Raw genomic sequence first — 22,450 nt, 5'->3', positions numbered from 1 at the left:
CTGGCCCTACTCATCCTTGATTTTGGCTTGCAATACTGGAGGCGCTCGCGGCAAAAGCGACTCAACTGTGGATTACCCGCAGCTCATTCAAGGGTCCGAATCCAGTAGAAGTCCGCCCGAAGATCGCAACACACGGAGACGACCATGCTCAAGCTTTTCATCGGGATCGGTATTCCCTATATAGGCGTCATCGGCCTGCTGCCGTGGGTGGCGTCGGTCGACCGGACCGTGCTGGGCGTCCCGTTCATCTACGCCTGGATCTTTGGATGGTTCGTCCTGACGTCGGGCTGCCTGATGCTCTGCTGGCGCCTGTTCGACTGCCATTTCGACGATGCACATCCCGACAATAACTGAAGGAGGATGACGGATGGCTACCGCCGTATTTCTAGGCTTCATCGCCTTTTCGCTCTACCTGGCGATCCGTTCGAAATCGGGCCGCGGCCCGCAAAGCGTGCACGACTTTTTTGTTGCATCGCGGCAGTTCGGCGCATACCTCGTGTTCTTTCTCGCAGCGGGTGAAATCTACAGCATCGGCACGATGGTCGGCTTTCCCGGCGGTATTTATGCGAAGGGACCGACCTACGGTGTCTGGTTCCTGGGCTACATCCTGCTGGCGTATCCGGTAGGCTATTTTCTCGGACCGAAAATCTGGCAAGCTGGCAAACGCTATAACGCGATCACCCTGCCCGACCTGTTCAAGGGCCATTTCCAGAGCCGTACGCTCGAACTCGTCGTGGCCGCGTCCGCCATTCTGTTCTTGCTGCCGTGGGGCCAATTGCAGTTCACCGGGCTGGTGGCCGCGCTCAAGGGGCTTGGCTGGAATTTCCAGCCGTTCTATCTGATCCTGATATCGGCCATGCTCGCGTTCACTTACATCGCGATTGCGGGCGTGCGGGCGTCGGCTTATATTGCAGTACTTAAAGATATTCTCATGGTTGCCGCCATTGTTATCACCGGGGTCGCGGTCTCGGCGGAAGTGGGCGTCACCGAAGTCTTCCACGCGGCAAGCCTGCACGTCAGCAACCGGATGGACGCGCATCAGTTGACGTTCTCAATGAGCACCATGTTGTTCCAGTCGCTCGGCTTCTATGTAATGCCCTTCGCGGTGCAGAATTTCTTCACGGCGAAGAGCGCGAACACGATCCGGCGCACGCAGGTCGCCATGCCGCTCTACATGCTGATGTATCCGTTCCTCGTGGTCGCCTCCTACTATGCGATCAGCCAGAACCTGCATCTTGCTTCGCCCAACGAGGCGTTCTTCGCAGCCGCGATCCGTTTGCTGCCGGGTTGGTTGCTGGGTCTCGTTGCCGCCGGCGCATCGCTTTCGGGACTGCTCGTGCTGGCGGGCATCTGCCTTTCCATCGGACCAATCGTCACGCGCAACCTGCTGCCGAACATGCCCGAGAACAAGCAGAAGGCAAGTGCAAAGGTGGTGATCGTCATCTACCTGATAGTGTCGATCGTGATGACCCTGCTGACGCCGAACCTCATGCTCACGCTTATCAACACCACGTACTACGGCATCACCCAGTTCTTCCCCGGCGTCATCGCGATCCTGTTCGGACTTCGCGTGCGGCCAGCCGCAATCGCCGCCGGCATGCTCACCGGGCAAATCCTGGCTATCGTCCTGTATGTCTTGCAGGTTGATCTGGACGGCTTGAATCTGGGCCTTGGTTGCCTTGCCGTGAATGTTGCCGTCCTCGCAGTGGTACATCTGGCGATGAAGCGGCCTCACGTGCATGCTCTGTCTTGACTGCTGAATCACCTAGCGAGCGTTTATGAACAACGCATCAAAAAGTCCCATCCAGGTTCTTGTCGCAAAGAGAATCCTTACAATGAACCCGGCGCAACCACACGCCACTCATGTCGCCATTCGTGATGGCAGGATCCTGTCGGTTGGGAATAGCGATGACGTGAAACAGTGGGGCGATGCGGAGATCGTCAATACATTCAAAGACAAAGTGCTGATGCCAGGTTTGGTGGAGGGTCATTGCCACCTGATGGAAGGCGCGATGTGGGACGCGGTTTATGTCGGCTATCACGATCGTCGCGGCCCCGATGGCGTTCGTCGGCCCGGATTGCAAACGCTCGACGCCGTGATCGATCGGCTCAAGGCGGCCCACGATCTGATTACAGACCAGCAGGCTCCTTTGCTCGCCTGGGGTTTTGATCCAATCTTCTTCGGCACGACGCGCTTGTCAGTCAAGGAACTCGATACCGTCTGCACCGGGCGGCCCATCGTCGTACTCCATGCCAGCGTGCATCTGATGAACGTCAATTCCGCGATGCTGGCGCTCGCGGGCATTGACAGCGAGACGGACATCGACGGAATCGGCAAGGATGCCGATGACAAGCCGACCGGCGAACTGCAGGAGTTCGCGGCCATGTTCCCCGTGTACCGGTTGATCGGCGGCGGCCTTTCCATTGCGGCCAGCGAGAAGAAAGAAGCCATCTGGAATTTCGGCCGGGTCGCTCAACTAGCTGGCGTCACGACCGCGACCGACCTCGTGAACGACTTTTCTGAACGAGGTAATCAGAACCTGAGAGACATAACAAACGACCCGGCCTACCCGCTCAGAATCGTTCCCGCATTTGCGCCGCAGCGCTGCCCTGAAGGCGGCCCGCAGCGCGTCCTGTCGGCTATCGGCGACAACACGGACAAGCTGCGCTTTGGACCGGTCAAATTCATTGTCGACGGGTCTATTCAAGGCTTCACCGCGCGCCTCAAATGGCCGGGATATCTGAACGGCAAGCCCAATGGATTGTGGTTGATTCCGCCAAGCCAGTTTGTCGATGTATTCGCGCCGTTCCATGAAGCCGGGCTGCAATTGCATATTCATACCAACGGCGACGAGGCAACCGAACTGGTCCTCGATGCGCTCGAAAAGATTCTCGACCGCCACCCTCGTCGCGATCATCGACATACGCTGCAGCACTGCCAGATGGCCGACGCAAGCCAGCTCGCACGCGCGGCAAAACTGGGCCTGTGCATCAATTTCTTCTCGAACCATCTCTACTACTGGGGCGATGCGCACTACGAGCAAACCATGGGCGCCGATCGCGCGAACCGCATGGACGCCGCGGAATCAGCGCGGCGCCTGGGTATACCGTTCGCCTTTCATTCCGATGCTCCCATCACACCGTTGAATCCATTGTTCACGGCATGGTGTGCTTCGCAACGCGAGACCTCTTCCGGGCGAGTGCTGGGCGCAAGTGAGCGTGTCCCGGTGGCGGACGCGTTGCGGGCAATTACGCTAGGTGCCGCCTACACGCTCAAGATGGATCATCTTGTCGGCAGTATCGAGGTGGGCAAGTTCGCCGACTTCGCCGTACTGGAGGATGATCCGAGTGAGGTCGCGCCCGAGCGGTTGAAGAACCTGCAAGTGTGGGGAACCGTGCTCGGTGGCCGCATCTTCCAGGGGCCGGCAGGATGACAGCGAGCAGCGTCCGGAGGCCGATTCCGCTGATTGTCGTCGGCGGCTATCTGGGTGCGGGCAAGACGACGCTGCTCAATCATGTGCTCGCGAATGCGGGACAGCGCCGCATTACCGTGCTCGTCAACGACTTTGGTGCGATCAATATCGACGCGGCGCTGATTAAGGCGCGCACCGACGACGTCATCAACCTGGAGAACGGCTGCGTCTGCTGTTCGATTGGCGACCGACTCGTCGACGCGTTGCTTGCGATCAGCAACCGGCCCGATCCGCCCGACTTTCTGATTATCGAGGCAAGCGGGGTGTCGGACCCGGTGCGCATCGCGCAAATCGGGCTGCTCGATCGCGCGTACCGGCTATATGGAATTGTCGTTGCGGTGGATTTGGCATCCATCACGCAGACGTTGCTCGATCCGTATGTAGGTGATATTGCACGGCAACAGATCGCCGGGGCGACGGCAATACTTCTAACCAAAACAGACTTGATCGATGAGCAGAATAAATCGGCTATCGTGGCTGATCTGGCGACAGTGGCCCATACCGCGATCATGCTGGAAACGACAAACGGCGCGGCTCCCCTGGAACTCTTCTTCGATCACAACGTCACGGACCAGCTTCGCGCCGGCTGGCCGCGCTCGATGACTAGTCCAAACCCGAAGCTGCCGGTGGACTTCTGCAGCTTTCTGTTTCGTACCGGCGCTCGCTTCGATCGCAAGAAGCTCAAGGACGCGCTGCGAAGCGTCTCCGGCCGATTGTTGCGAGCGAAAGGCCTGATCCTGCTGGACGGTGAAGCGGCGACACAAGAACTTCATGTGGCGGGTGGCCGTATTCTTATCACGCAATTTCCCGGCGAAGTTGTCACGGAGTCCGTCATTGTTCTTATCGGCCTATTCGACAATAAAACGAAACAGGCTACGCTCGACGCGCTTGTTGCAGCAACATCGACGGCACGCCACCGCTAGAGACCGCCACCAAACGACATCGGCGGATCAGTCGGATCGCGAGCTATATTTGCCATGCTTCCAAGCCACGCGCGCGTAAGTGATTACGCGCCTTTTTCAGGGCTTCTCGTCGCGCCTGAAATACAACTGATAAAGCATCCGTTGACCTATCCGCCGGAACGGCGCGAACGGGTGACCGGGTAGCGGCGACGTGAAAATCGGCAGCGTCTGTTTGCCTCCCTTCCCCGCTATCTGTTCAGCCAGTCGCCGCCCCGCCTGCTGCGAATACGACACGCCATTGCCACCATAACCTAGAGCGTAATAGACCGATTGCTTCGGATCAGGCTGACAGATGCGCGGCATCATGTCGTGAGCGACATCGACCCAGCCCCACCACGAGTAGTCAATCGCAACGCCGCGCAACGCGGGGAACTTGCGAACCATGCCTTCCACGAGCAGGTCGTAGTGTCGGGAATTCGGTGCATCGGCGCCTGTGATTGCGCTGCGGCTACCGATCTGCAACCGGTTATCCGGCAGGAAGCGGTAATAGAAACGCAGGGTGCGCGTGTCAGTGAGCACCTGTGTCGTGCGGAAGTTGCATGCTGCAATTTCCTGCTGCGTGAGCGGACGCGTCACCATCGAATTGGACAGGATCGGCATGATACGGCTCGTCAGCGACGGGTGAAGGTCGGGCGCCGTATAAGCACCCGTCGCAATGCCCACAGAACGGGCCCGTACGATGCCACCGGGCGTACGGAGATGATGGACCCCGTTGATGGTTTCCCACCCGATCACCGGACTCGATGGATGCACCCGCGCTCCCGCCTCGCGAGCAAGCCGCAAGTAGCCGAACGCGAGCTTCAATGCATGAATGCCGATGCCCTCGGGTTCATGAAGCGCGCCGGCCGCTTCGGCATCGTTCACATACTCACGACGGAACGTTTCCTGATCAAGCAACTCGGACGGGTAGCCGAACACGTTCTTCCATACCTTCGCCTCGGCAGCGAGCTTTTCCATCATGCGCGGGCGATGCGCGATCAGGAAGTGACCGCCCGGCTGCGGATCGCAATCGATTTCGGCCACCAGCGACTTGAAATTCTGGAAACCTTCCAGGATCTCGTCGTGCATTTTCAGCGCGACGTCTTTGCCCCATCGTTCGATCCATTGTGAGCGTGACAGACGCCCGGAAGCGTTCTGGCCTTGGCCACCGTTGCGGCTACTGCAACCCCAGCTCGTCCTGTTGGCTTCGAGGACCACTGCCTTGATGCCATGTTCGCGCGCGAGACATAGCGCCGTGGCGAGGCCTGTGTAGCCCCCGCCGATGATCGCCACGTCCACGTCGATGTCCTGGGTGACCGGGCCGTCGTCGGGCGGCGGCGCACCGGCAGTTGCGACCCAGTATGTCGGTGCGTATTGCTTGCCGTGACCGGGACCGGGAGAAACCAGCGGGTCGTATGTCTGATCGTATTGCGTAGCGCTGGTTCGTTCAACAGACACGCTCGGCGCAACCCGTTCGACTGCACTGTGCTCCATGCGACACTCCTCGTCGGGATCAAAAGTTCTGCTTGGGGACGTTCATTGAGGAACGCACGTTGGAAGGCCATCAGCTCATGGCGAAACTCGAAACGTTTGGATCCTTCTGCTTCGATGCGTCCGCCATAGGGACGTCTTCTTTTCCTACAAGCCGGATGATGTCGCCCTTATCGGCGATTCACTTGTGAAGATTGTAGAAAGACCACGCAGCCGACGGTAGGTCCAGTCAGTTGCTTTCGTTTGGTGCAAGCAGAGGGATGGTTCAGGGGGATGTGCCGCGGCTAGCGGTTGTCGATCCGGCTTGCGATTAGCGCAGAACGAATGGGCTAGTGATTTCTTGGGGCTCACCTCGACCGCGTGAATATGCTCCAGGAGTTCTATCAGGATACGGTCGGCAGGCCTTAAGCCGTTGCATACGGAAAGCGGACAGCACACATAAACGGATGACGTGATTATCAGCCAAGCGCGTGTCGATGGAAGCTAGCCGGCCGGCACGCAGGGAGCATTAGAATGCCGGGACGTCTAAGTGCGTGGGCGCAAAAAAACTCGTTAATATTGTCCCCGACTTGCCAAATCTGACGGCTCGAACAAGACTCACCGGAAAATTATTACGGCACTGAAAAAACGAGGTGGAGCGACGGCCTTCGAACTCGCCGGAAATCATGCCGGTCGACATGCCGCCTTCGAGCCCATACTTCGCTGAAAGCACACGACGACATAAGGACCAAAGCTCGCGAGACGACGGCCGACCGAATAGCAAAATCCCGAGCCGCTGGCTCGAACGCGCGTCGCAAACGACTCACCGAACCCTGCGCCGAATAGGTCAACGTTCCGGCCACACTCGCCGGACCCACGAAGACTGCTCTCATGGTCTCTCCTCTTTTTTGTGTGAAACCCGCCGCGACTGGCACGCAAACATGCAGCGTGTGTCGTCGCGGCACAGCGGCCGACCATTTCATCGATACGCAGGCCGGGACACTGGCGGCCTCACGTTCCTCGACTTCATCGCCGAAATGCCCGCCCATCTGGGCGAGCTGTCAACGCGGATCAGACGCGCGTTGCGGTTCTTGTTGCATCATGGGCTGCGGCACGAGCGGGGCCAACCTCATGCAAGGATTGAAGCGCTTTCGTTGCGCTCGCGTCATTTCAGGCGGTATCGGATGAAATGAAGGCCTCCCCCGCTGCTCGTTCAGACTACTTCGACGTCGATGACGATCAGCCCTATCCACACGCGAGGCGTGGCACTCCCACTTGTCTTCATTCGGTCCTGCTTGCCTTGCGCGGCTTGACAAGCGTTTCCACGGCATCAGCGGTAACGTCCCTGAAGAGCGCCGCGTTGCCATAGGCTCGCGCCGCCAGCATCGCGCCATAGACCAGCGACACGAGCTTGCTGGCCTCAATCTGCACCGATGCACTCAGTTTGAACTGCCTGGCTTTCACGCCAGACTCAAGTACGTGTTCGAGCCACGTAGCCAGGTTCTCGAAGTGCCCTCTGACTGCTTGCGCCACTTCGTCGGGCAAGGCCGGCATTTCCGCGCCCAGCATGCCGGCTACGCAGAACGGCGCGCTGTCGTCCGCAATGCAGCGTTCCCAGTAACCGATATACGCGCGCAACTGCGCGACGGCGTCGGCGCCACTCGCCTGCAGTGAAGCCATGTCGGCGTCGAATATTTCGCGCGATTGTTGCACCACGGCGATCGCCAGGTCCGCCTTGGTCGGAAAGTGGTGATGAATGCTTGCCTTGCGAATATCGATCGCGTCGGCAACGTCGGAATAGCTAAACCCGCTGTAGCCCCGACGCATGATGAGTTGACGCCCCGCCTCGACAATTCTTCCCGCTGTCACTTCACCCGTTGCTGTCATGCTTGTCCTACCATCTAGTCGGTCGAATTAGATAAGTCTACCCGCAAGCGATGAACATGTCTGTTGCAAAAATCGCACTTGTTGCTTAACCATCCAACTAGTAGGATGACTATACCGACTGACGAACAGCCGTCGATCCTTTCCTTACCTAACTTTTTGGAGCATGAAATGAAAACAGCCTCGCGTTTTACCCGCATCGCCGCCGCACTGGCCTTGTCCTTCGCCGCCCTGGGTTCGCACGCCGCGACGGCAGCCCCCGTCGCGCCGGTCAAGAATATCGTGCTGGTTCATGGTTTCTTCGCAGATGGCTCGGGCTGGCAGGCGGTGTCGAAAATCCTGACGCGCGACGGCTACAAGGTATCCGTCGTACAAGAACCGGAAACCTCGTTCGCGGATGACGTCAAGGCAACCACGCGCGTGGTGGATGCACAGGACGGGCCGAGCATCCTCGTCGGTCACAGCTATGGCGGTGCGGTGGTCACCGAGGCCGGTAACGACGCGAAGGTCGCGGGCCTCGTTTATGTGGCCGCATTCCAGCCCGATGCCGGCGAAAGCCCCCTGGACCTGACCAAAAAGACGCCTCCTGCAACCAAGGCGATCAAGGCGACGGCGGACGGCTATCTGTATCTCGATCAGAGCATGTTCCACGCCGACTTTGCCGCCGACGTGCCGGCAGCCGAAGCGCAGTTCATGGCGCTCTCGCAGGTGATGCCGGCGGCCCAGTCGTTTGGCGTGCCCATCTCCAGCCCGGCGTGGAAAACGAAGCCGAGCTGGGCAGTTGTCGCAACGGCGGACCGCGCAATCAATCCCGACCTCGAACGCTTCATGACGAAGCGCGCAGGGAGCAAGACGGTCGAGATCAACTCGAGCCACGTTGCCTATATGTCGCATCCCGTCGAGGTCGCGAAGCTGATCGAACAGGCAGCAGCCGGTTCCGCACGATGATTGGGCAGAAGCGGTCGGGACGTTTTCATACGTCGCCGATCCGCTTTCGCCGTTGCGGACCGACGCGGCCACGGCGGCCACTTACGAGGAGTCGTGTTGAAAGAGTCACCCTATGCGGATGGCCGGGCAGCCTGGAATACATCGATCGAGCAGGCTCGCTGCTGTCCGTGTACACCTTTTGCGAAAGACTGCTCATCGCCCTGCTGCCGGAACAATTTGCGAGGCGCAGCAGCGAAAGCGCGCCGCTCAATCGCCCTCGATATCTCTCAGCGTCTCCAGCAAGTCGCAAAGGCGATAGCCAATTTCAATGCTCAAATTCCGCATCATTTTCGCGTCAAGGCCCGGCATCGTCGTGCGCAAATGTGCGAGCGCGTCCGGCGATAACTCCAGCAAGACAGCGGGCGTATCGGCCACAAGCTTTAACAGGCGCTGCCGCTCCAGCATCAACGGTATTTCGCCGAGCGCCATGCCGGCCCGGTAACTGGCAGCACGCAACGCCTTGCCGTCCTTTTCCCAGAGAGCACTCAGCCGGCCTCGCGTCAGCAGTAACAAACCACCACGCGCGTCCTCGCGTCCGAGCACGACATCGCCGGCGGCAAATGTCCTGCGTGTCGTCAGGCTGATCAGCAGCGCCCGCTCGTCATCATTCATGTCCTGAGTCACCGGAAAAGCCGCCAGGTCCATCTCCTGATCGCTCTGCTGATCGCTTTCCTGCGCGGCCAACTGGTCGAGCAGTTCGTCTTCAGCCTGCGATAGCGCGACGTCCGTGCTTTCGAATACGCGCAACTCGGCTTCCGGCTTCGTCAGCCCCCATTCCGCCAGAAACTTCCGCCGGCGCCCACCGGCGAGAAGCGGTGCGAAAAACAGGCGCCTGCCGGACCTGACCAGCAGTTCATCGAGTCGCTTCAACATCAATACGCCGCTACTGTCGAAATGGCTGATGCGTTTCAGGTCGAGCAACACCCAGTCGCTGCCGGATAATTCATCGCCGACCACTCGCTCCACCCTCTCCGCCGAGCCGAAGAAAAGCGGACCGTTGAGTTCAACGACAGCGATCCGGCGACCATGCTGGCCAAGCGCTTCAAGCGAAGCACGCGAGCGTCGCGTTCTGGAGCGAAGCTGCGTGGCGTGGTGTATGCGGCGAATCATCTGGGCATTCGAGCGATAGATGAACGCGATCAACGCAGCAGCGAAACCCACACCCAGCGCAACCAGTACGCTGGTAAAGACGACCAGCACGGTCACGACCAACACCATCGCCAGGTTAAGAAAAATCTCCCAACGGGTCGAAGAATGGCCGCCATAACCCACGGCGAGCAGCAGTTGATGCGTCCACTTGTCCATCGCCTCCGCGCTGGTCACGATCACAACGCCGGCCATGACCGAGAGTGGAATCTGGCCGACCACCCGGTTCAACCCATAGGACAGCGCCAGCAGCACACATGCGTACGCGAAGTTGGCCACGCCGGTACGTCCTCCGCTTGCATGGACGATGCGGGTAATGTTGGGCGATCCGCCGCTCGGCGCACCGCCGAACAAGGCCGACGCGATGTTCGAGACGCCTTGCACGACCAGTTCGCGATTGCTGTTGTGGCGGGCCCCGAAGAGTTGTTCGGTGCTCGAGATGCTCAGCAGGGACTGGATTGACGACACGAGGGCAATCGTGATGCCGGTCGCCAGTATCACCGCGGCGTGATTGCGAAAGCCTGCGGACCTGATGAAGTTCAGGATGTCGGTAATGCGCAAGATCAGCGGTACGCCGGGCGGTAGCGTTCCGATCGTGGCGCCCAGATCATCGTTTGGAACAAGCCGCAAGCACAACATCTGAAGTGCGGTCCCGGCACAAAGACCGATCAATGCGGCTGGAACAGGCCCGCTTCTCTTTTTCGCGAGGATAACGAATGCACCGGACACGAGGGCGAGTCCCAAAGCCCACCAGTTGACCGGCACCGTGCCGTTGAACGCCCGCAGCAGTTCTTGCGGCCCATCGATATCCAGGGCGCGGGGGAGTTGATTCAGGATGATCTGGATCGCAAACCCATTGATGAAGCCCGCGAGCACCGGATACGGAACAAACTTGACGAGCAGGCCGAGGCGGGAGGCGCCCAGAATCGTCTGAACGATGCCGGAAACCAGCAACGCGGTGCACGCTACCAGGATGAGCGCGCCGCCCTCACTGGCATTTGCGGCCGCAAACGATGGGTCCGTCGCCACGCTTGCGATCAACCCCGACAAAATGGCGGCATGCGTGGTTTTCGGTGAATTCATGTGCAACGGCGTCTTGCCCAGCAGCGCCGTGACGATGGCCGCCACCACCGCCGCGACAAAGGCAGCCGATATGCCCGCCGTCACCCAGGCCGGGCCCATGCTTTCGTACAGCACGGCGCCACAACTGAGGATGATGGGAACGACGGTCAACGCGCCCGCAAGGGCGCCGGTAGCGTCGCGGGCTACTGATCGGAGACGCGCTGATTTCATATTCGCCGCCCCTCTTGGCCAATTAAAGCCGTTTCCCGCCTGTTCGAACCGCTGCTCTGCGCTCGTTGAGCGCAATCCAATACCAAATGGCGCAAGACCGTGCAATCTTCCGCTGACTCCGATTCCGTATGCTGACTGTGCTGCGTCTCACCATCGCTCGCATACCAGGGCGGGGCCCGGCATGACCGTTGTCCATACCGTACTCACGAGCATCAGCTTTGTCGCTATGTCTTTAGATCGCTGCTCTCTTTTAACGTCGGAGAAAAACGCATGGCCGATTACAAAACCACCACTCTCGTCGCCGGTGCATTTGCCGCCGCCCTTGCCGCATTGACGGCCACCTCTGCGAGTGCACAGGAGTTCACCGCGGCACAAAAGAAGATTCAGGCCGAGCATACGGCGCTCGTCAAGTCGGGCAAAGTCGAGCCATGTTTCGGCACGGCCCTGAAGGGGCAAAACGACTGTTATGCAGGTGCAGGCACCACCTGCGCCGGGACGAGCGCGACTGACTATCAGGGCAACGCATTCAAGCTGGTGCCCAAAGGAACCTGCACAACCATCTCCACGCCGAGTGGGCCCGGAAGCCTGTCTCCCAAGGCCTAAGATCGATCAGTGGCCGGGCGCCGTCGGGCCCGGCCCCGCAGCTCTAACCGCAACAACGGCCGGCTATGTCAGAGTCACACTCTCTTGATACCCAACGGCGGCTACCTCTGCGCGCCGGGGTTGGGCTTAAAGCCGAACATTACCGCACGATTCTCGAATCACGGCCGGACGTCGGTTTCTTCGAGGTTCATGCAGAAAATTATATGGGCGCAGGCGGCCCTCCGCACCGCTTTTTGTCGGTCATACGCGAGTCCTATCCTCTATCCGTACATGGTGTCGGCTTGTCGATTGGTGCAGACCGTCCTCTCGACCGGAATCACCTGCAACGCCTGAAAGAACTCGTCGCTCGCTATGCACCGGGGTTGTTTTCCGAGCACCTTGCCTGGTCCAGCCACGACTGCGGTTTTCTCAACGACTTGCTGCCGGTTCCGTACACCGCACAGAGCCTGGCACGCGTCGTGGATCACATCGACGAGGTGCAAGAAGCCCTCGGCCGGCAGATGTTGCTGGAAAATCCTTCTACCTATCTGGCCTTCGAGGAAAGCACGTACGCCGAGATCGACTTCATTACGGCCGTCGTACAACGGACGGGATGCGGTCTTTTACTCGACGTTAATAACGTCTACGTTGCGTCGATCAATCAACAGTGGGACCCTTTTGCATATATCGATGGCTACCCGCTCGCGGCCGTGCAAGAAATCCATCTGGCCGGCCACGCACAGGAGACAGACGAAAAAAATCGTCCGCTGCTTATTGATACCCACGACCGTCACGTCGCCGACATCGTGTGGGACCTCTTCGCACGAGTGATCCAAGGGACCGGTCCGGTTTCCACATTGATTGAATGGGACGCGAACATACCCGAGTGGTCAACGCTCAAGGCGGAAGCCGAGCGAGCTGACGCCGTCATTGAGGCAGCCACCCAAGCGGCAGGTGTCGACCACGCATACAGGCGGCCGTCCTTCATCACCCAACACCCCATCACAGAGGGACAGACAACATGATCAAGCGGCAAGTCCTTGTCTATTACGCGTGGAGCCGGCCAGGCGAGAACGGCGCGCCTCTCCATGTGATCGAAGATCGGTTTCCGGCGCTCTTCGAAAGTCGCAGGATGGGTTTTCCGAGATTCAATGAATTCTCAAACCCGCATCAGTTTGACCAGAGCATTGCTGGTTTCCTCGACCACATCATGAAGCGCAACTTCACCGCCTTCGTCGATCTGGCGGCAGCGCTGACTGGTCAGCGCGTCACGGAGATCGAGCGTGTCACGGACGACGGGACACTCACACCGCTCGATGCGCGCCTTCTGAGCGGCGTCGACACGCTGATTGTCATCAGTTTCGATTCGCTTAGAACAGCTCAGACAGCGGGAAGCGCGGAAATAGAAGCGGTCCGCACGTTCCTTGGACACAGCGACCATCTCGCCTTCATCTGTCCGCATCACGACATTGGCGATGTAACGGACCTGCCGGAAGGCGAGCATCTGCAACGTCAGATTGCAGAATTCCAGCATCACGGCGACAAGACGATTCCGCCGCGGCAACAGTTCGGCAGCCTGGCGCGCTCGCTGCTGGCGGGTCTCGGCGTAGCGGTGGAAAATCGCTTTGGACTCAGGCCAGCGCCCGAAGCAGACGGTTCCCCGGCGCCAATTGAGGCCGATACAAAACTTGATCGATTAGGTCTGCTTGAGAGGGTCAGCACGTTCAATCTGCATCCGCATCTGCCGCAACTGGAGCGTCTCGGCGAGGCTGTCGAAAAACTCGACGTGCTGGCCCGTCAGCGGATCGACCCTACCGCACCGCCGCATCCCTTTACGCGTGACCGCACGACGTTCGATGCCCTCCTGCAGTCTCGGCCAGAAACGTTCAACGGTAGCCTCCTCGTTAGCGATACCACACTCTGGAGTTCAACTGCCGGCGGTGTCGACAGTCTCCGCGAGCTCTGGACGAATGTCGTTCAACGCCCGCTTCGTTCGTGAGAGCGCAATGACACGCGAGAAAACACTTCAAGTGTCCGCCAGACCGCTGGGTGGCAGCGCCGGCTTGAATGCTGATTGCCTGTGCGAACGGCAGAGGAACTTCGCTGCGGCGCTATTGGATCCCAACATGCCTGTCCCTCGCGGTCTGATCGGCCCAGATCGGGAACCCAGCGAAAAACGCTTCAACGTGTATCGGAACAATGTCGTAGCGGGTCTCGTCGAGGCGCTGAAGGCGGCCTATCCCGCTGTGTGCCGCATCGTCGGCCACGACTTCTTCGCGGCGATGGCCCGCGTCTACGTCGCGCTCGAACCACCGAGGTCTCCTGTCATGCTTGACTACGGCGAAACGTTCCCGGATTTCATCGAAAGGTTTGATCCCGCGAAGAGCGTGCCGTATCTGCCTGATGTCGCCCGGCTCGAGCGCGCATGGGTGGAGGCGTATCACGCCGCAGAGGCGCCGCCGGCCGACCCCGCCCCGCTTGCCACGATCGATTCCCGAAGTCTTCCGCAGATTGGTTTTGCGCTGCATCCCTCCGTACGCGTAGTACGGTCGTCTTTTCCCGTCGTCCAGATATGGCTGATGAATATCGATGCGGGTGAGCCTGCTGCAATCGACATCTGCAGCGGCGGCGAGAGTGCTCTTGTCGTACGCCCCATTGCCGAGGTCGAGGTTCGCCGGTTGCCTGTTGGCGCAGCGACTTTCATCATGGGCCTCGCGGCCGGAGCATCGGTGGCCGATGCAGCGGCTCTCGCACTCGACGCAGATTGCGATTTCGACCTGGCCGGCGCGCTTCGAGATCTATTCGCGATGAATATGATCGTCGGATGGAACGTGCGAGAAGGTTCTGAGTTCAGCACGATTGCGAGGGTCGCATGAGTCAGGTTCACGCACGGACGAAAGGCCGTTTCGCACTGCTGATTCGCGCGGCTCTGGCGAAAATCCAGGCGCTCGGGTCAGTACTCGCTCCGCCAATGATGCGGATTGCTCTCGCGCTTCCGTTCTTCCGGTCTGGTCTTACTCGATGGGACGGTTTCCTGTCCATCTCGCCGGCAACGCTCTTCCTGTTCGAGAATCAATTCAAAGTTCACCTCTTCGGCGGAGCCTACGGTTTTCCAGCGCCTGACACGGTTGCACTTATAGTTGCCGTCGCGGAAATAACGCTGCCCGCTTTGCTCGTTCTGGGATTCGCGACCAGGTTCGCGGCACTCGCCCTGCTGGTCATGACAGGGGTAATTCAATTGGTGTTCCCCGACGGCTGGGCGAATTTCCATCTGTATTGGGCGTCGCTCGCCGTCGGGATCATGGCGCTCGGTCCAGGACCTCTGTCGCTGGATCGCTTGATAAAACGCTGGTTATATGCACGGGATATCTGACTTAACCGCAATGTCGTTGGATCTGTCAGTTTCCGTGGTGAGTTTCATTAAATTAATAAGTTATCCAAATTATTTATCGCGTTTACAATTTTCCAGAGGAAAACAATGGACACACCGAGGGCACGGAGGCGCAACTTTTTTCGATTTCGTCGATCTGCAAGCCGCACCTCGCGCCGATCCCTGTATGGCGGCGAAAATTCGATCTGTTCACGATAGTGGGCGATGAGCCGCGCACCGGCCTGCGAGAAAAGGTCGGCGTATTCCGTCTCCTTCCCGTTTCGCGAAGGGCACGCTCTACGGCAATAATCGCCGTTATTGTCGACCCTTGCCGTTCGACTGCGCCGTTCGCAGCCCTGAACGCCGTCGCCCCTGTTCGCGCGCGAAGACTGCGGGGGTGCACCCGACATGACGATGAAATCGTCGGGTGAAATGGCTTTGGTCGACAAAGCCCACCACCAACGCAATCTCCGCGAGCGGCAGGTCGGTGTCGGTAATCAGCGATTGAGCCCGGCGGATTCGACACTGCTCCACAAAGCTGATGGCCGTGCTACCGGTGCTGCGTTTGAACAAACGGCTGAAATGAAACCGGCTCACGTTCACTACCGACGCCAGATCTTCAAGGCTGATTGTCCGGCCCAGATTGTCTTCGATAAATTCAGTCAATCGGACAATTTCGAGCTTGCCAAGCGCACGCTCCGGCGAGCACTCCACCGCCTCGAATACGTTGTAGCTCCGCAGCATGTGGGCTGCCAGGGCTGTCGATATTGCATCGGCGATCAACACCTGGACCGGGTGCGCTTGCCTGTCCATTTCCATAAGCAGCGTCTGCGCGAGCCGCTCGATCACAGGATCGCGCACTTGAAACACATTGCGGATTTCCACCTGGCCTTTTCGTTGGCCCAACTGCTCCGCCGCGCACGCGACAAGCGATGTCGGAATGCGTAGCCTTGCGGACAATCCTGAATCCCCCTCCCACGTCGAGTCGTAACCGGCGGGCATGATGTAGGAGGTGCCGGCCGTGATGACGCTCGCATGAATGGCTCCGGCGCGGGTCTGGACCAGCTTGGCGCTTCCCGAGGGGCAATAACAGATCAGGTGATGGTCGAGACCCGCGTAGCTTTCGGCGCAACCGAAGTAGGGCCGATGAAGATCGGCCGTCAAGCCATTCCAACCGCGCTCGCGGGTGGTTGCAATCGGCCGCTGGGGCCGCGCGTTCAGTATCTCGTCAATGGAGATCAATTTCGCACGGCATGGCGATGACTGGACGCTCTGAGCCATGGCTTTATTTGCGGGCGATGGGTCGCAAATGCCGTCTCCCGGCCGCGGAAGTTTTTCCATGGCAACTGGCCCCTACTCCCAAGGACTGTCGCCCCGCTGCCCTGTCCGATGTGAAGCTGGTGATCATTAGCGCCCCCCTTAATCCGCTACTCCGTTAGCCACGTCTGTCAGCCACGCCGAACACGCCAAACTCCAGTTTCCTGCAACGACCCCACTATTTTATTCTGTCACAAGTTACGGATTTCTGAATTCGACCAAACATGCTCACGGTCGATCAGGCCAAGCGCGACCACCTTCAGGTTGGAGCCGGCCTTGACGAACTCGACGTCGTATTTCCGCTGCGCTATAGGCTTTCCCCGAAGATTGATATACACCAACGACCCCATCCCGTTGATCGATAGCGCGAGGAAACGAAGGAAAGACTGGGCGGTTCACACGGCATGTGCGTGGTCAATGCATATCAGGTCAACCAGGACCTGCCAGTCTTTCTGGAAAACTGACCGTCGCGAAACTGCGGCGGTGTCCGCACTGCCGCCGCGGCAATCGCCGACCGAAGGCGGTAGTCGAATCATGGCGCAGCCAGCTCAGATTGTCGCCAGAACCAGATTCTGGGCCCTTTTCTTGCCGACGCACGCGCGTTCAGCGCGGCGTCAACGCAACGCCCGGATCGCTTTTATATCCCCCGCCCAGAGCCTTGGTCAGCGTGATTTCTCCGCTCAGTTGCTGGCCGGTAATCTTAAGCAGCGCGAGCCGCTCCTCGATCAAGGGCTCGCGCGCTTGCGTCGCGGTAAACCGGCTACCCAAGCCACTGCGGTAATGCCCCTCAGCACTCTGCGACGCAAAGGAAACTGCCTGCGTTTTCTGCGTCTGGAGTTCAGCTTCCGTGTCCAGGTCCTGCAACCGGCTGCCCGTCGCCGCGACGTCGCGAACTGCGTTAAGCACAGCTTCATTGTATTGCTCGATCAGCGTATTGCTCGCAGTCCGCGCGCCACCAAGGTTCGCGTTGAGACGACCGCCATCGAAAATAGGTAAATAAAGACCGGGAATCAGATTGATCTGCTGACTCGCATGCGTGAACAGGTCTGCCAAATGTAGCGCGTTGACGCCGAAAAACGCCTTGATATCGAAACTTGGATAGAACGCCGCTTTTGCCGCGTCGATACGATCGAACGAGGCCTGCACATACCAGCGCATCGCCTGCAGATCCGGACGCCGCGCCAGCAGCTCGTACGAGAGGGTGGACGGCAAACCCGCCTGCAATGGCGGCAGAGGCACCGGCTGGATCACCGGCAGATCGTCCGCGCCAGCTCCAATCAACGCTCGCAACGATTCACGAAACTGCTTGATCTGCCCTTGCGCCACGACGATCTGTTGTTGCACGGCCAGCAATCCCGCTCGCGCCTCCTGAGTCTGGGTCTGCGGTTCAAGTCCACGGGCCGCTCGCGCCTGATGCGTCTCGACGGCGAATGCCGCGACCTCACGCGATTGCCCCAGTAAATCGATGACCTGATAGGTGGTCTGGATTCCGTAGTATAACTGGGCAACGTCCGTGGAGATTTCCAGTTCGATCGCGGCCAGCTCGGCAAGCCGCGCATTGTGTACGCCCAACGACGCGGCCACCTGGGCGCGCTGCTTCCCCCACAGATCGACGTCGAGGCTCGCGCCAAGGCCAACGATCCCGGAGGTGTACCACGGTCCGGTGAAACCCTCCGCCGGTACGTTCAACGCGAACGGCCCGAGAAAACCATTTCCCGAGACGTGCTCACGATCGATCGCGCCGAGCGCCGTTACCTGAAGATTCGTGCCCGCCTTGACCAGTTCGACATCCGACTGCGCCTGCGCCACCCGGCCGCGCGCAATCAGCATGGTCGGTGCATCGGCCAATGCACGCTCGATCAGGCCGTTGAGCTGCGGATCGCCGTACGCGGTCCACCAACGCGCGGACGGCCAGCCATCGCGCGCCAGATGGATGTCGTCGGCGAGACGGATCTGTTCGGGCCGGATCGCGTCGATCGGCTTGCCGTCGTGGTGAATCAGCGCACAGCCGGCGAGTCCGCCACTGATTAACGCAGTCAGTACGGCGCGGCGGAGAAACAACGGTGGAGTGAAGTGCTCTCGCTTAATCATTCTGATGAGACTCACGCGGAACCACGGGAGCGGAATCCGGGGCACGCCAGTCCGGCAGCCCCGACAACTGATCAATGAGGGTGCGTGCGCAAACCGCAGGCTGTGTGTGGTAAAGGTCAGCGTCTGCGGCGCCCTGGTCGATGTCGCGCAAACCCGGCTGCTCCAGCAGGCCCAGCGAGAGCCGAGGCAGCGCCTGCGCGGCCGGCGGATTGGCGCTGAGATCGTCCGCGTAAGCAGCTAGCCGGGCGGCAGCCTGCTCCTGAATGGCGCGCGCGGCATCGCGAACTTCACTGCGCATCAATGCAGCCTGAGCGCTCACCGCATTGTGAAGCGCATTACCGGCCAGCATGATTTCACGCCCTTGGGCCAGAACCGTTTGCGCCCGCAGCGTCAATTGCGCATGCACGCCCTCCTGCCAGTTCGGCTCTACCGCAACCCGCGCCAGCACAGCCTCGCAATCGGCGAGCGCGGCCCACGTCTGCAATTGTTGCTGGGCATACGGCAACTCCGCTGGCGGTGCACCATCGGCAAGATTCGCGCGCAGGAGCACACTCACCGAGCGCAGCATCGTTGCCAGCTTTTGCCGCAGTACATCGCCCTCTCCTTCACGCCAGAATGACATCTGGACCAGCGTCGAAACACCCACACCCAACAGGATCCCGACCATGCGATCGCGAATCTCGGTGAGATTGCTGGTCGGTCCGAACTTTTCGAGCAGCGCCAGCGAGAAGGTGAACGCGATCTGCACCCCGGCGTAGCTGATGCGCTCCGATCCGGCCGACACCCATGCACCCAGCGCGATGACCGGCAACGACATCAACAGCAAACCAACGATGCTGTCCAGATGGGGAATCACGAACACCACCATGAAGAGCGCCAAGCCGCTGCCGACGAGGGCACCGCCGATCCGCAATATCGCGCGCTGTGTCGATGCACCCAGGCTCGGCAACGCAATGATCAGGCAGGTCAGCATGATCGTGTGAATGCCTTGCCAGTCCGTGGCGTTGTAGAAGACATAGCACACCAGCACTGCCAGCAGCGTCTTCAGCGAAAAGCGCACATACGCAGGATTGCTGAAGGCGTCGGGTACGACCATCGGTTCCTTGGCGGCCGTACCGTCACCGGAACCGGCGCGTGCGGCAAGATCGTCGAATGCGTTCAGCGCGCGTTGCATCTCTGCCGCAGCGCCGTGGGGACTTACAACGTCGCCGGGCGCAAGCGTCGCCCGATGTACCGCGCGGTACGCTTGATCTGCGGCAATGGCCCCGTCGAGCGCACGGCAATTCTCGCGCAGTTCATACAGTGCGCCCCGCGCGGCCACGGATACCTCTGACGGGTCTGACGGCAGTTCGCGGGCCGCACCATACAGGCGCGACACCGTGGCAATGCAGGCCAGTTGGTACGTGCTTTCCTCGCGATAGCGAGCGTCACGCATCGCAGTGAATTTGAGCAACTTCTGCAGCGCCAACGAGCCTTGCTGAATTGCGATCGGCGTGACAGGTTCGGGCGCCGGACCGCCGTCGAGCAGGTGCGAAAGACGCGCGTCGACCGCGGTGAGTTGCCGGTGCATTTCAGCCTTCAATTGAAGTTGCGGTTCGGCTGGCAAGAAGAAGGTATTGATCACCAGCGTCAGCACGATCGAATAGTTGACCGCCACCCATACCCAAAGCACGCCGCGGATCAATAGCTCGGCCTCATCCGTCTGGTCGACGAAGCTCTGCACGTAGATAATGACGATCGCGACGATAAAAAACACGATGCCGATCTTCAGGATACGCATCAGGTACACGCTGCCGAAGAACAACAGGCTCGCCGCGACAATGCGCATCAGCGGATAATCAAACGTAAATTTCAATAGCAGGATCGAGAGGCCGATCGCCATCGTCGAACCGAGCATAAACATGATGCCCACCAGCCGTGTGATCACGACATTCGACTGCGTGACGTAAAACACGACCAGCAGCGAAAGCGCCAGCAAGGGGACTTCAAGGGTCATCGACGTGACAATGACAATGGCGCTTGCCAGCACGCAGCGCAGCATCACGTTGGTGCGCCCCGGATAGGCTGTGAGTTGGCCGCGCAAAAAGCGGTGCGCGTCGACGAGGCTGCCGGGCAGATAGTCGGTCGCGTTCATATCGACGTCTCAGTTGGCCTGGCCATGAGCCTGCCCGTCGTTGCCGCGCGCGGGCACGGCGTCGGGTTGCAGCACGGCAACCGCCGACGTGCCGATGCGGAACAGTTCCGGATCGGGTCGCTCAATCAGAATCTTGACCGGGAAGCGCTGCGAGACGTGTACCCAGTTGAGGGTGCGCTCGATGCGCGGCAGACCGCCCGGCAACGCGAGGCCACCTTCGTCCGGCGAGACGCCGTAGCTGATCGAGTCAACGGCGCCGTGAAAACGCCGGCCCGTATCGCTCAGCAAATAAATCGTAGCGGGCGTGCCGGCGCGAATATGCGTGAGTTCGGTCTCGCGGAAATTCGCCACCACGTACCAGTGCCGCGTATCGATCAGCGTGAAGACCGGTTTGAGTGAGGACGCGAACTGCCCGGTGGAGGACTTCAGCGAGACGACCCGCCCGTCGAACGGCGCGCGCACTGTCGTGTATTCGATGTTCAATTCAGCCAGCGATATCTCGGCCAGCGCGACGGCGCGCTGCGCGACCAGCGCATCGACCCCGCTGACAGCCGCCGCGGCCTGCTGCGCCTGCAGTTGCGCCGCACTCAGTTGCGCCTGGGCAGCGCGTTGCGCGGTGCGCGCCCGGTCGACATCCTCGGCGGACACGTAACCTTGCGGCAACAGCGGCTCAGTGCGGCGCAACGTGTCGCCGGCCTGGGTGGCCGCAGCCCGCGCACCCTCGACCGCTGCCCGCACCGACTCGGCGTTGTACTGCTGCGCATTGACGCTGCGCTGCGTCAATGCGATCTGCTTGTCGAGCGCAACCAGCGTTGCCTGGCCGCGCGCCAGTGCATCCTGGTAGGGTCGCGGATCGATCTGGAACAGCAGGTCGCCCTGCTTGACGGCCTGGTTGTCACGCACTGCCAACTGGACGATGCGCCCGCTGACCTCGGGCACCACGTCGATGGTATCGGCGTACGCGTAGGCGTCGTCGGTGCGCGGCGACCTGTCCAGCATCCAGATCACGAGGATCAGCACCAGCAGCGTCACCAGCACCAGAACGATGGCGGGCCATATCTTGCGCGGTGGCTTGTTTGCACTTGTTGTCATCGATTCATCCCCGCTCAATGTTGGAAAAAGATCAACCAGACAACGAGCGCGAGCAACGTGACCAGCGCCGGATAGACCAGCGCCGGCGGCCCGAACCAGAGGCCACGGTGAGTGCGTTGCACGATGACATGAAATATGATTGTAAGGACTACGCCGGCGATGATGCAGAACAGCCAGTCAGGGAAGTACGCACCGAGCACGTTGACCGACGGCGACCGGGAGCAACCGGTCACGCACATGCTCACAAGTACCGCAGTGGCCACAGTGCCGGACGACCTCATTGCATGTTCTCCCTGATGAGCGTTGGATGCGTGTGGCGGCTCGAACATAGCGTTCGCCGTTGCGGCTCAGCGCTTTGCGCGTTGAGCACGCTATCATGCGCGATCCGGACGGAGGAACAAAAAAAACCATCACGACTTTCACCGGCAGCTTCTGCTGGCTTAGCGTGGCGTTCGCCTCGGTCGTCGATACCTTCGACATGACAAATCTCCTGGAAAGCAGATTAACCCGCAAGGCGGTCACGCAACGCGACATGATGATCTTTTGCGCTCGCAATCTCAACTGCCGCACCGTCTTAGCTTACCCGTTAAAAGTCATAAAATCGACTTGTCGATCTCAGACAAATATCGCGAGATCGACTCGCTGAGGACGGTCGTTTCCTTCGATGCAG

At 60.0% G+C, this 22,450-nt stretch carries 20 protein-coding genes; 11 read left to right on the top strand and 9 right to left on the bottom strand.

Going from position 1 to position 22,450, the window contains the following annotated elements:
• The first annotated feature begins 144 nt into the window (after positions 1–144).
• The 4 genes from ACSQ8V_RS08970 to ACSQ8V_RS08955 are packed head-to-tail and all read left to right on the top strand — an operon-like array spanning position 145 to position 4,396.
• Positions 145–354 carry a DUF3311 domain-containing protein gene (locus ACSQ8V_RS08970; RefSeq protein ID WP_436181663.1) on the top strand — a complete coding sequence of 70 codons (210 nt, stop codon included), beginning with the start codon at positions 145–147 and terminating at the stop codon, positions 352–354.
• Between the two features lie 13 nt (positions 355–367).
• Positions 368–1,753, top strand: coding sequence for a sodium:solute symporter family protein (locus ACSQ8V_RS08965; protein ID WP_436205486.1), 1,386 nt, complete (start codon positions 368–370; stop codon positions 1,751–1,753).
• A 25-nt stretch (positions 1,754–1,778) separates the two neighbouring features.
• On the top strand, positions 1,779–3,434 hold the full coding sequence (locus ACSQ8V_RS08960; protein WP_436205485.1) for an amidohydrolase: 1,656 nt from the start codon (positions 1,779–1,781) through the stop codon (positions 3,432–3,434).
• The gene (locus ACSQ8V_RS08955; protein ID WP_436205484.1) at positions 3,431–4,396 is read left to right on the top strand and encodes a CobW family GTP-binding protein; all 966 of its coding nucleotides are present in this window, start codon (positions 3,431–3,433) and stop codon (positions 4,394–4,396) included. Before ACSQ8V_RS08960 ends, ACSQ8V_RS08955 begins: the two co-directional genes overlap by 4 nt.
• Before the next feature lie 96 nt (positions 4,397–4,492).
• On the opposite strand, the gene ACSQ8V_RS08950 is transcribed toward ACSQ8V_RS08955, so the two are convergent.
• Together ACSQ8V_RS08950 and ACSQ8V_RS08945 are read right to left on the bottom strand one after the other, a co-directional pair.
• Positions 4,493–5,908, bottom strand: coding sequence for an NAD(P)/FAD-dependent oxidoreductase (locus ACSQ8V_RS08950; protein WP_436205483.1), 1,416 nt, complete (start codon positions 5,906–5,908; stop codon positions 4,493–4,495).
• Between the two features lie 1,257 nt (positions 5,909–7,165).
• A complete protein-coding gene (locus ACSQ8V_RS08945) occupies positions 7,166–7,771 on the bottom strand; it encodes a TetR/AcrR family transcriptional regulator (protein WP_213763948.1) in 606 nt (201 codons plus the stop codon).
• Between the two features lie 168 nt (positions 7,772–7,939).
• Between ACSQ8V_RS08945 and ACSQ8V_RS08940 the strand changes: the two genes are divergently transcribed.
• The gene (locus ACSQ8V_RS08940) at positions 7,940–8,716 is read left to right on the top strand and encodes an alpha/beta hydrolase (protein WP_436205482.1); all 777 of its coding nucleotides are present in this window, start codon (positions 7,940–7,942) and stop codon (positions 8,714–8,716) included.
• Positions 8,717–8,962: 246 nt separating this feature from the next.
• Here ACSQ8V_RS08940 and ACSQ8V_RS08935 read toward each other — a convergent pair whose 3' ends face one another.
• Positions 8,963–11,194, bottom strand: coding sequence for a SulP family inorganic anion transporter (locus ACSQ8V_RS08935; RefSeq protein WP_436205481.1), 2,232 nt, complete (start codon positions 11,192–11,194; stop codon positions 8,963–8,965).
• 270 nt (positions 11,195–11,464) lie between these two features.
• On the opposite strand from ACSQ8V_RS08935, the gene ACSQ8V_RS08930 reads away from it, so the two are divergent.
• The 5 genes from ACSQ8V_RS08930 (at position 11,465) to ACSQ8V_RS08910 (ending at position 15,149) form a co-directional block, all read left to right on the top strand.
• On the top strand, positions 11,465–11,797 hold the full coding sequence (locus ACSQ8V_RS08930; RefSeq protein ID WP_436181655.1) for a BufA1 family periplasmic bufferin-type metallophore: 333 nt from the start codon (positions 11,465–11,467) through the stop codon (positions 11,795–11,797).
• Positions 11,798–11,862: 65 nt separating this feature from the next.
• Positions 11,863–12,801: an MNIO family bufferin maturase gene (gene bufB, locus ACSQ8V_RS08925; RefSeq protein WP_436205480.1), complete on the top strand. Its 939-nt coding sequence runs from the start codon at positions 11,863–11,865 to the stop codon at positions 12,799–12,801.
• Positions 12,798–13,775 (top strand): hypothetical protein, encoded by a 978-nt coding sequence (locus ACSQ8V_RS08920; RefSeq protein WP_436205479.1) that lies wholly within the window; start codon positions 12,798–12,800, stop codon positions 13,773–13,775. Before bufB ends, ACSQ8V_RS08920 begins: the two co-directional genes overlap by 4 nt.
• Positions 13,747–14,652, top strand: coding sequence for an HvfC/BufC family peptide modification chaperone (locus ACSQ8V_RS08915; RefSeq protein ID WP_436205478.1), 906 nt, complete (start codon positions 13,747–13,749; stop codon positions 14,650–14,652). The genes ACSQ8V_RS08920 and ACSQ8V_RS08915 overlap by 29 nt, the downstream gene beginning before the upstream one ends.
• Positions 14,649–15,149, top strand: a complete 501-nt coding sequence (locus ACSQ8V_RS08910) for a DoxX family protein (RefSeq protein WP_436205477.1) — start codon at positions 14,649–14,651, stop codon at positions 15,147–15,149. Before ACSQ8V_RS08915 ends, ACSQ8V_RS08910 begins: the two co-directional genes overlap by 4 nt.
• Before the next feature lie 312 nt (positions 15,150–15,461).
• Here the strand turns inward: ACSQ8V_RS08910 and ACSQ8V_RS08905 are convergent, their stop codons facing one another.
• The 6 genes from ACSQ8V_RS08905 to ACSQ8V_RS08880 form a co-directional block, all read right to left on the bottom strand.
• On the bottom strand, positions 15,462–16,427 hold the full coding sequence (locus tag ACSQ8V_RS08905) for a helix-turn-helix domain-containing protein (RefSeq protein ID WP_436205476.1): 966 nt from the start codon (positions 16,425–16,427) through the stop codon (positions 15,462–15,464).
• A 227-nt stretch (positions 16,428–16,654) separates the two neighbouring features.
• A complete protein-coding gene (locus ACSQ8V_RS08900) occupies positions 16,655–16,801 on the bottom strand; it encodes a hypothetical protein (RefSeq protein ID WP_436181649.1) in 147 nt (48 codons plus the stop codon).
• Positions 16,802–17,066: 265 nt separating this feature from the next.
• Entirely contained in the window at positions 17,067–18,554 is a 1,488-nt protein-coding gene (locus ACSQ8V_RS08895) for an MdtP family multidrug efflux transporter outer membrane subunit (protein WP_436205475.1), read from the bottom strand.
• Positions 18,547–20,688 (bottom strand): FUSC family protein, encoded by a 2,142-nt coding sequence (locus ACSQ8V_RS08890; RefSeq protein ID WP_436205474.1) that lies wholly within the window; start codon positions 20,686–20,688, stop codon positions 18,547–18,549. Before ACSQ8V_RS08890 ends, ACSQ8V_RS08895 begins: the two co-directional genes overlap by 8 nt.
• A gap of 9 nt (positions 20,689–20,697) precedes the next feature.
• On the bottom strand, positions 20,698–21,780 hold the full coding sequence (mdtN, locus tag ACSQ8V_RS08885; RefSeq protein WP_436205473.1) for a multidrug transporter subunit MdtN: 1,083 nt from the start codon (positions 21,778–21,780) through the stop codon (positions 20,698–20,700).
• A 14-nt stretch (positions 21,781–21,794) separates the two neighbouring features.
• The gene (locus tag ACSQ8V_RS08880; protein WP_436205472.1) at positions 21,795–22,061 is read right to left on the bottom strand and encodes a YtcA family lipoprotein; all 267 of its coding nucleotides are present in this window, start codon (positions 22,059–22,061) and stop codon (positions 21,795–21,797) included.
• A gap of 95 nt (positions 22,062–22,156) precedes the next feature.
• On the opposite strand from ACSQ8V_RS08880, the gene ACSQ8V_RS08875 reads away from it, so the two are divergent.
• On the top strand, positions 22,157–22,426 hold the full coding sequence (locus ACSQ8V_RS08875) for a hypothetical protein (protein WP_436205471.1): 270 nt from the start codon (positions 22,157–22,159) through the stop codon (positions 22,424–22,426).
• The last annotated feature ends 24 nt before the right edge of the window (positions 22,427–22,450 follow it).

This window comes from Caballeronia sp. LjRoot31, assembly GCF_964253885.1.
In the GTDB taxonomy this organism is placed as follows: domain Bacteria; phylum Pseudomonadota; class Gammaproteobacteria; order Burkholderiales; family Burkholderiaceae; genus Caballeronia.
The sequence above is the reverse complement of the archived record's forward strand: the minus strand, read 5'-3'. Positions and strand labels throughout refer to the sequence as shown.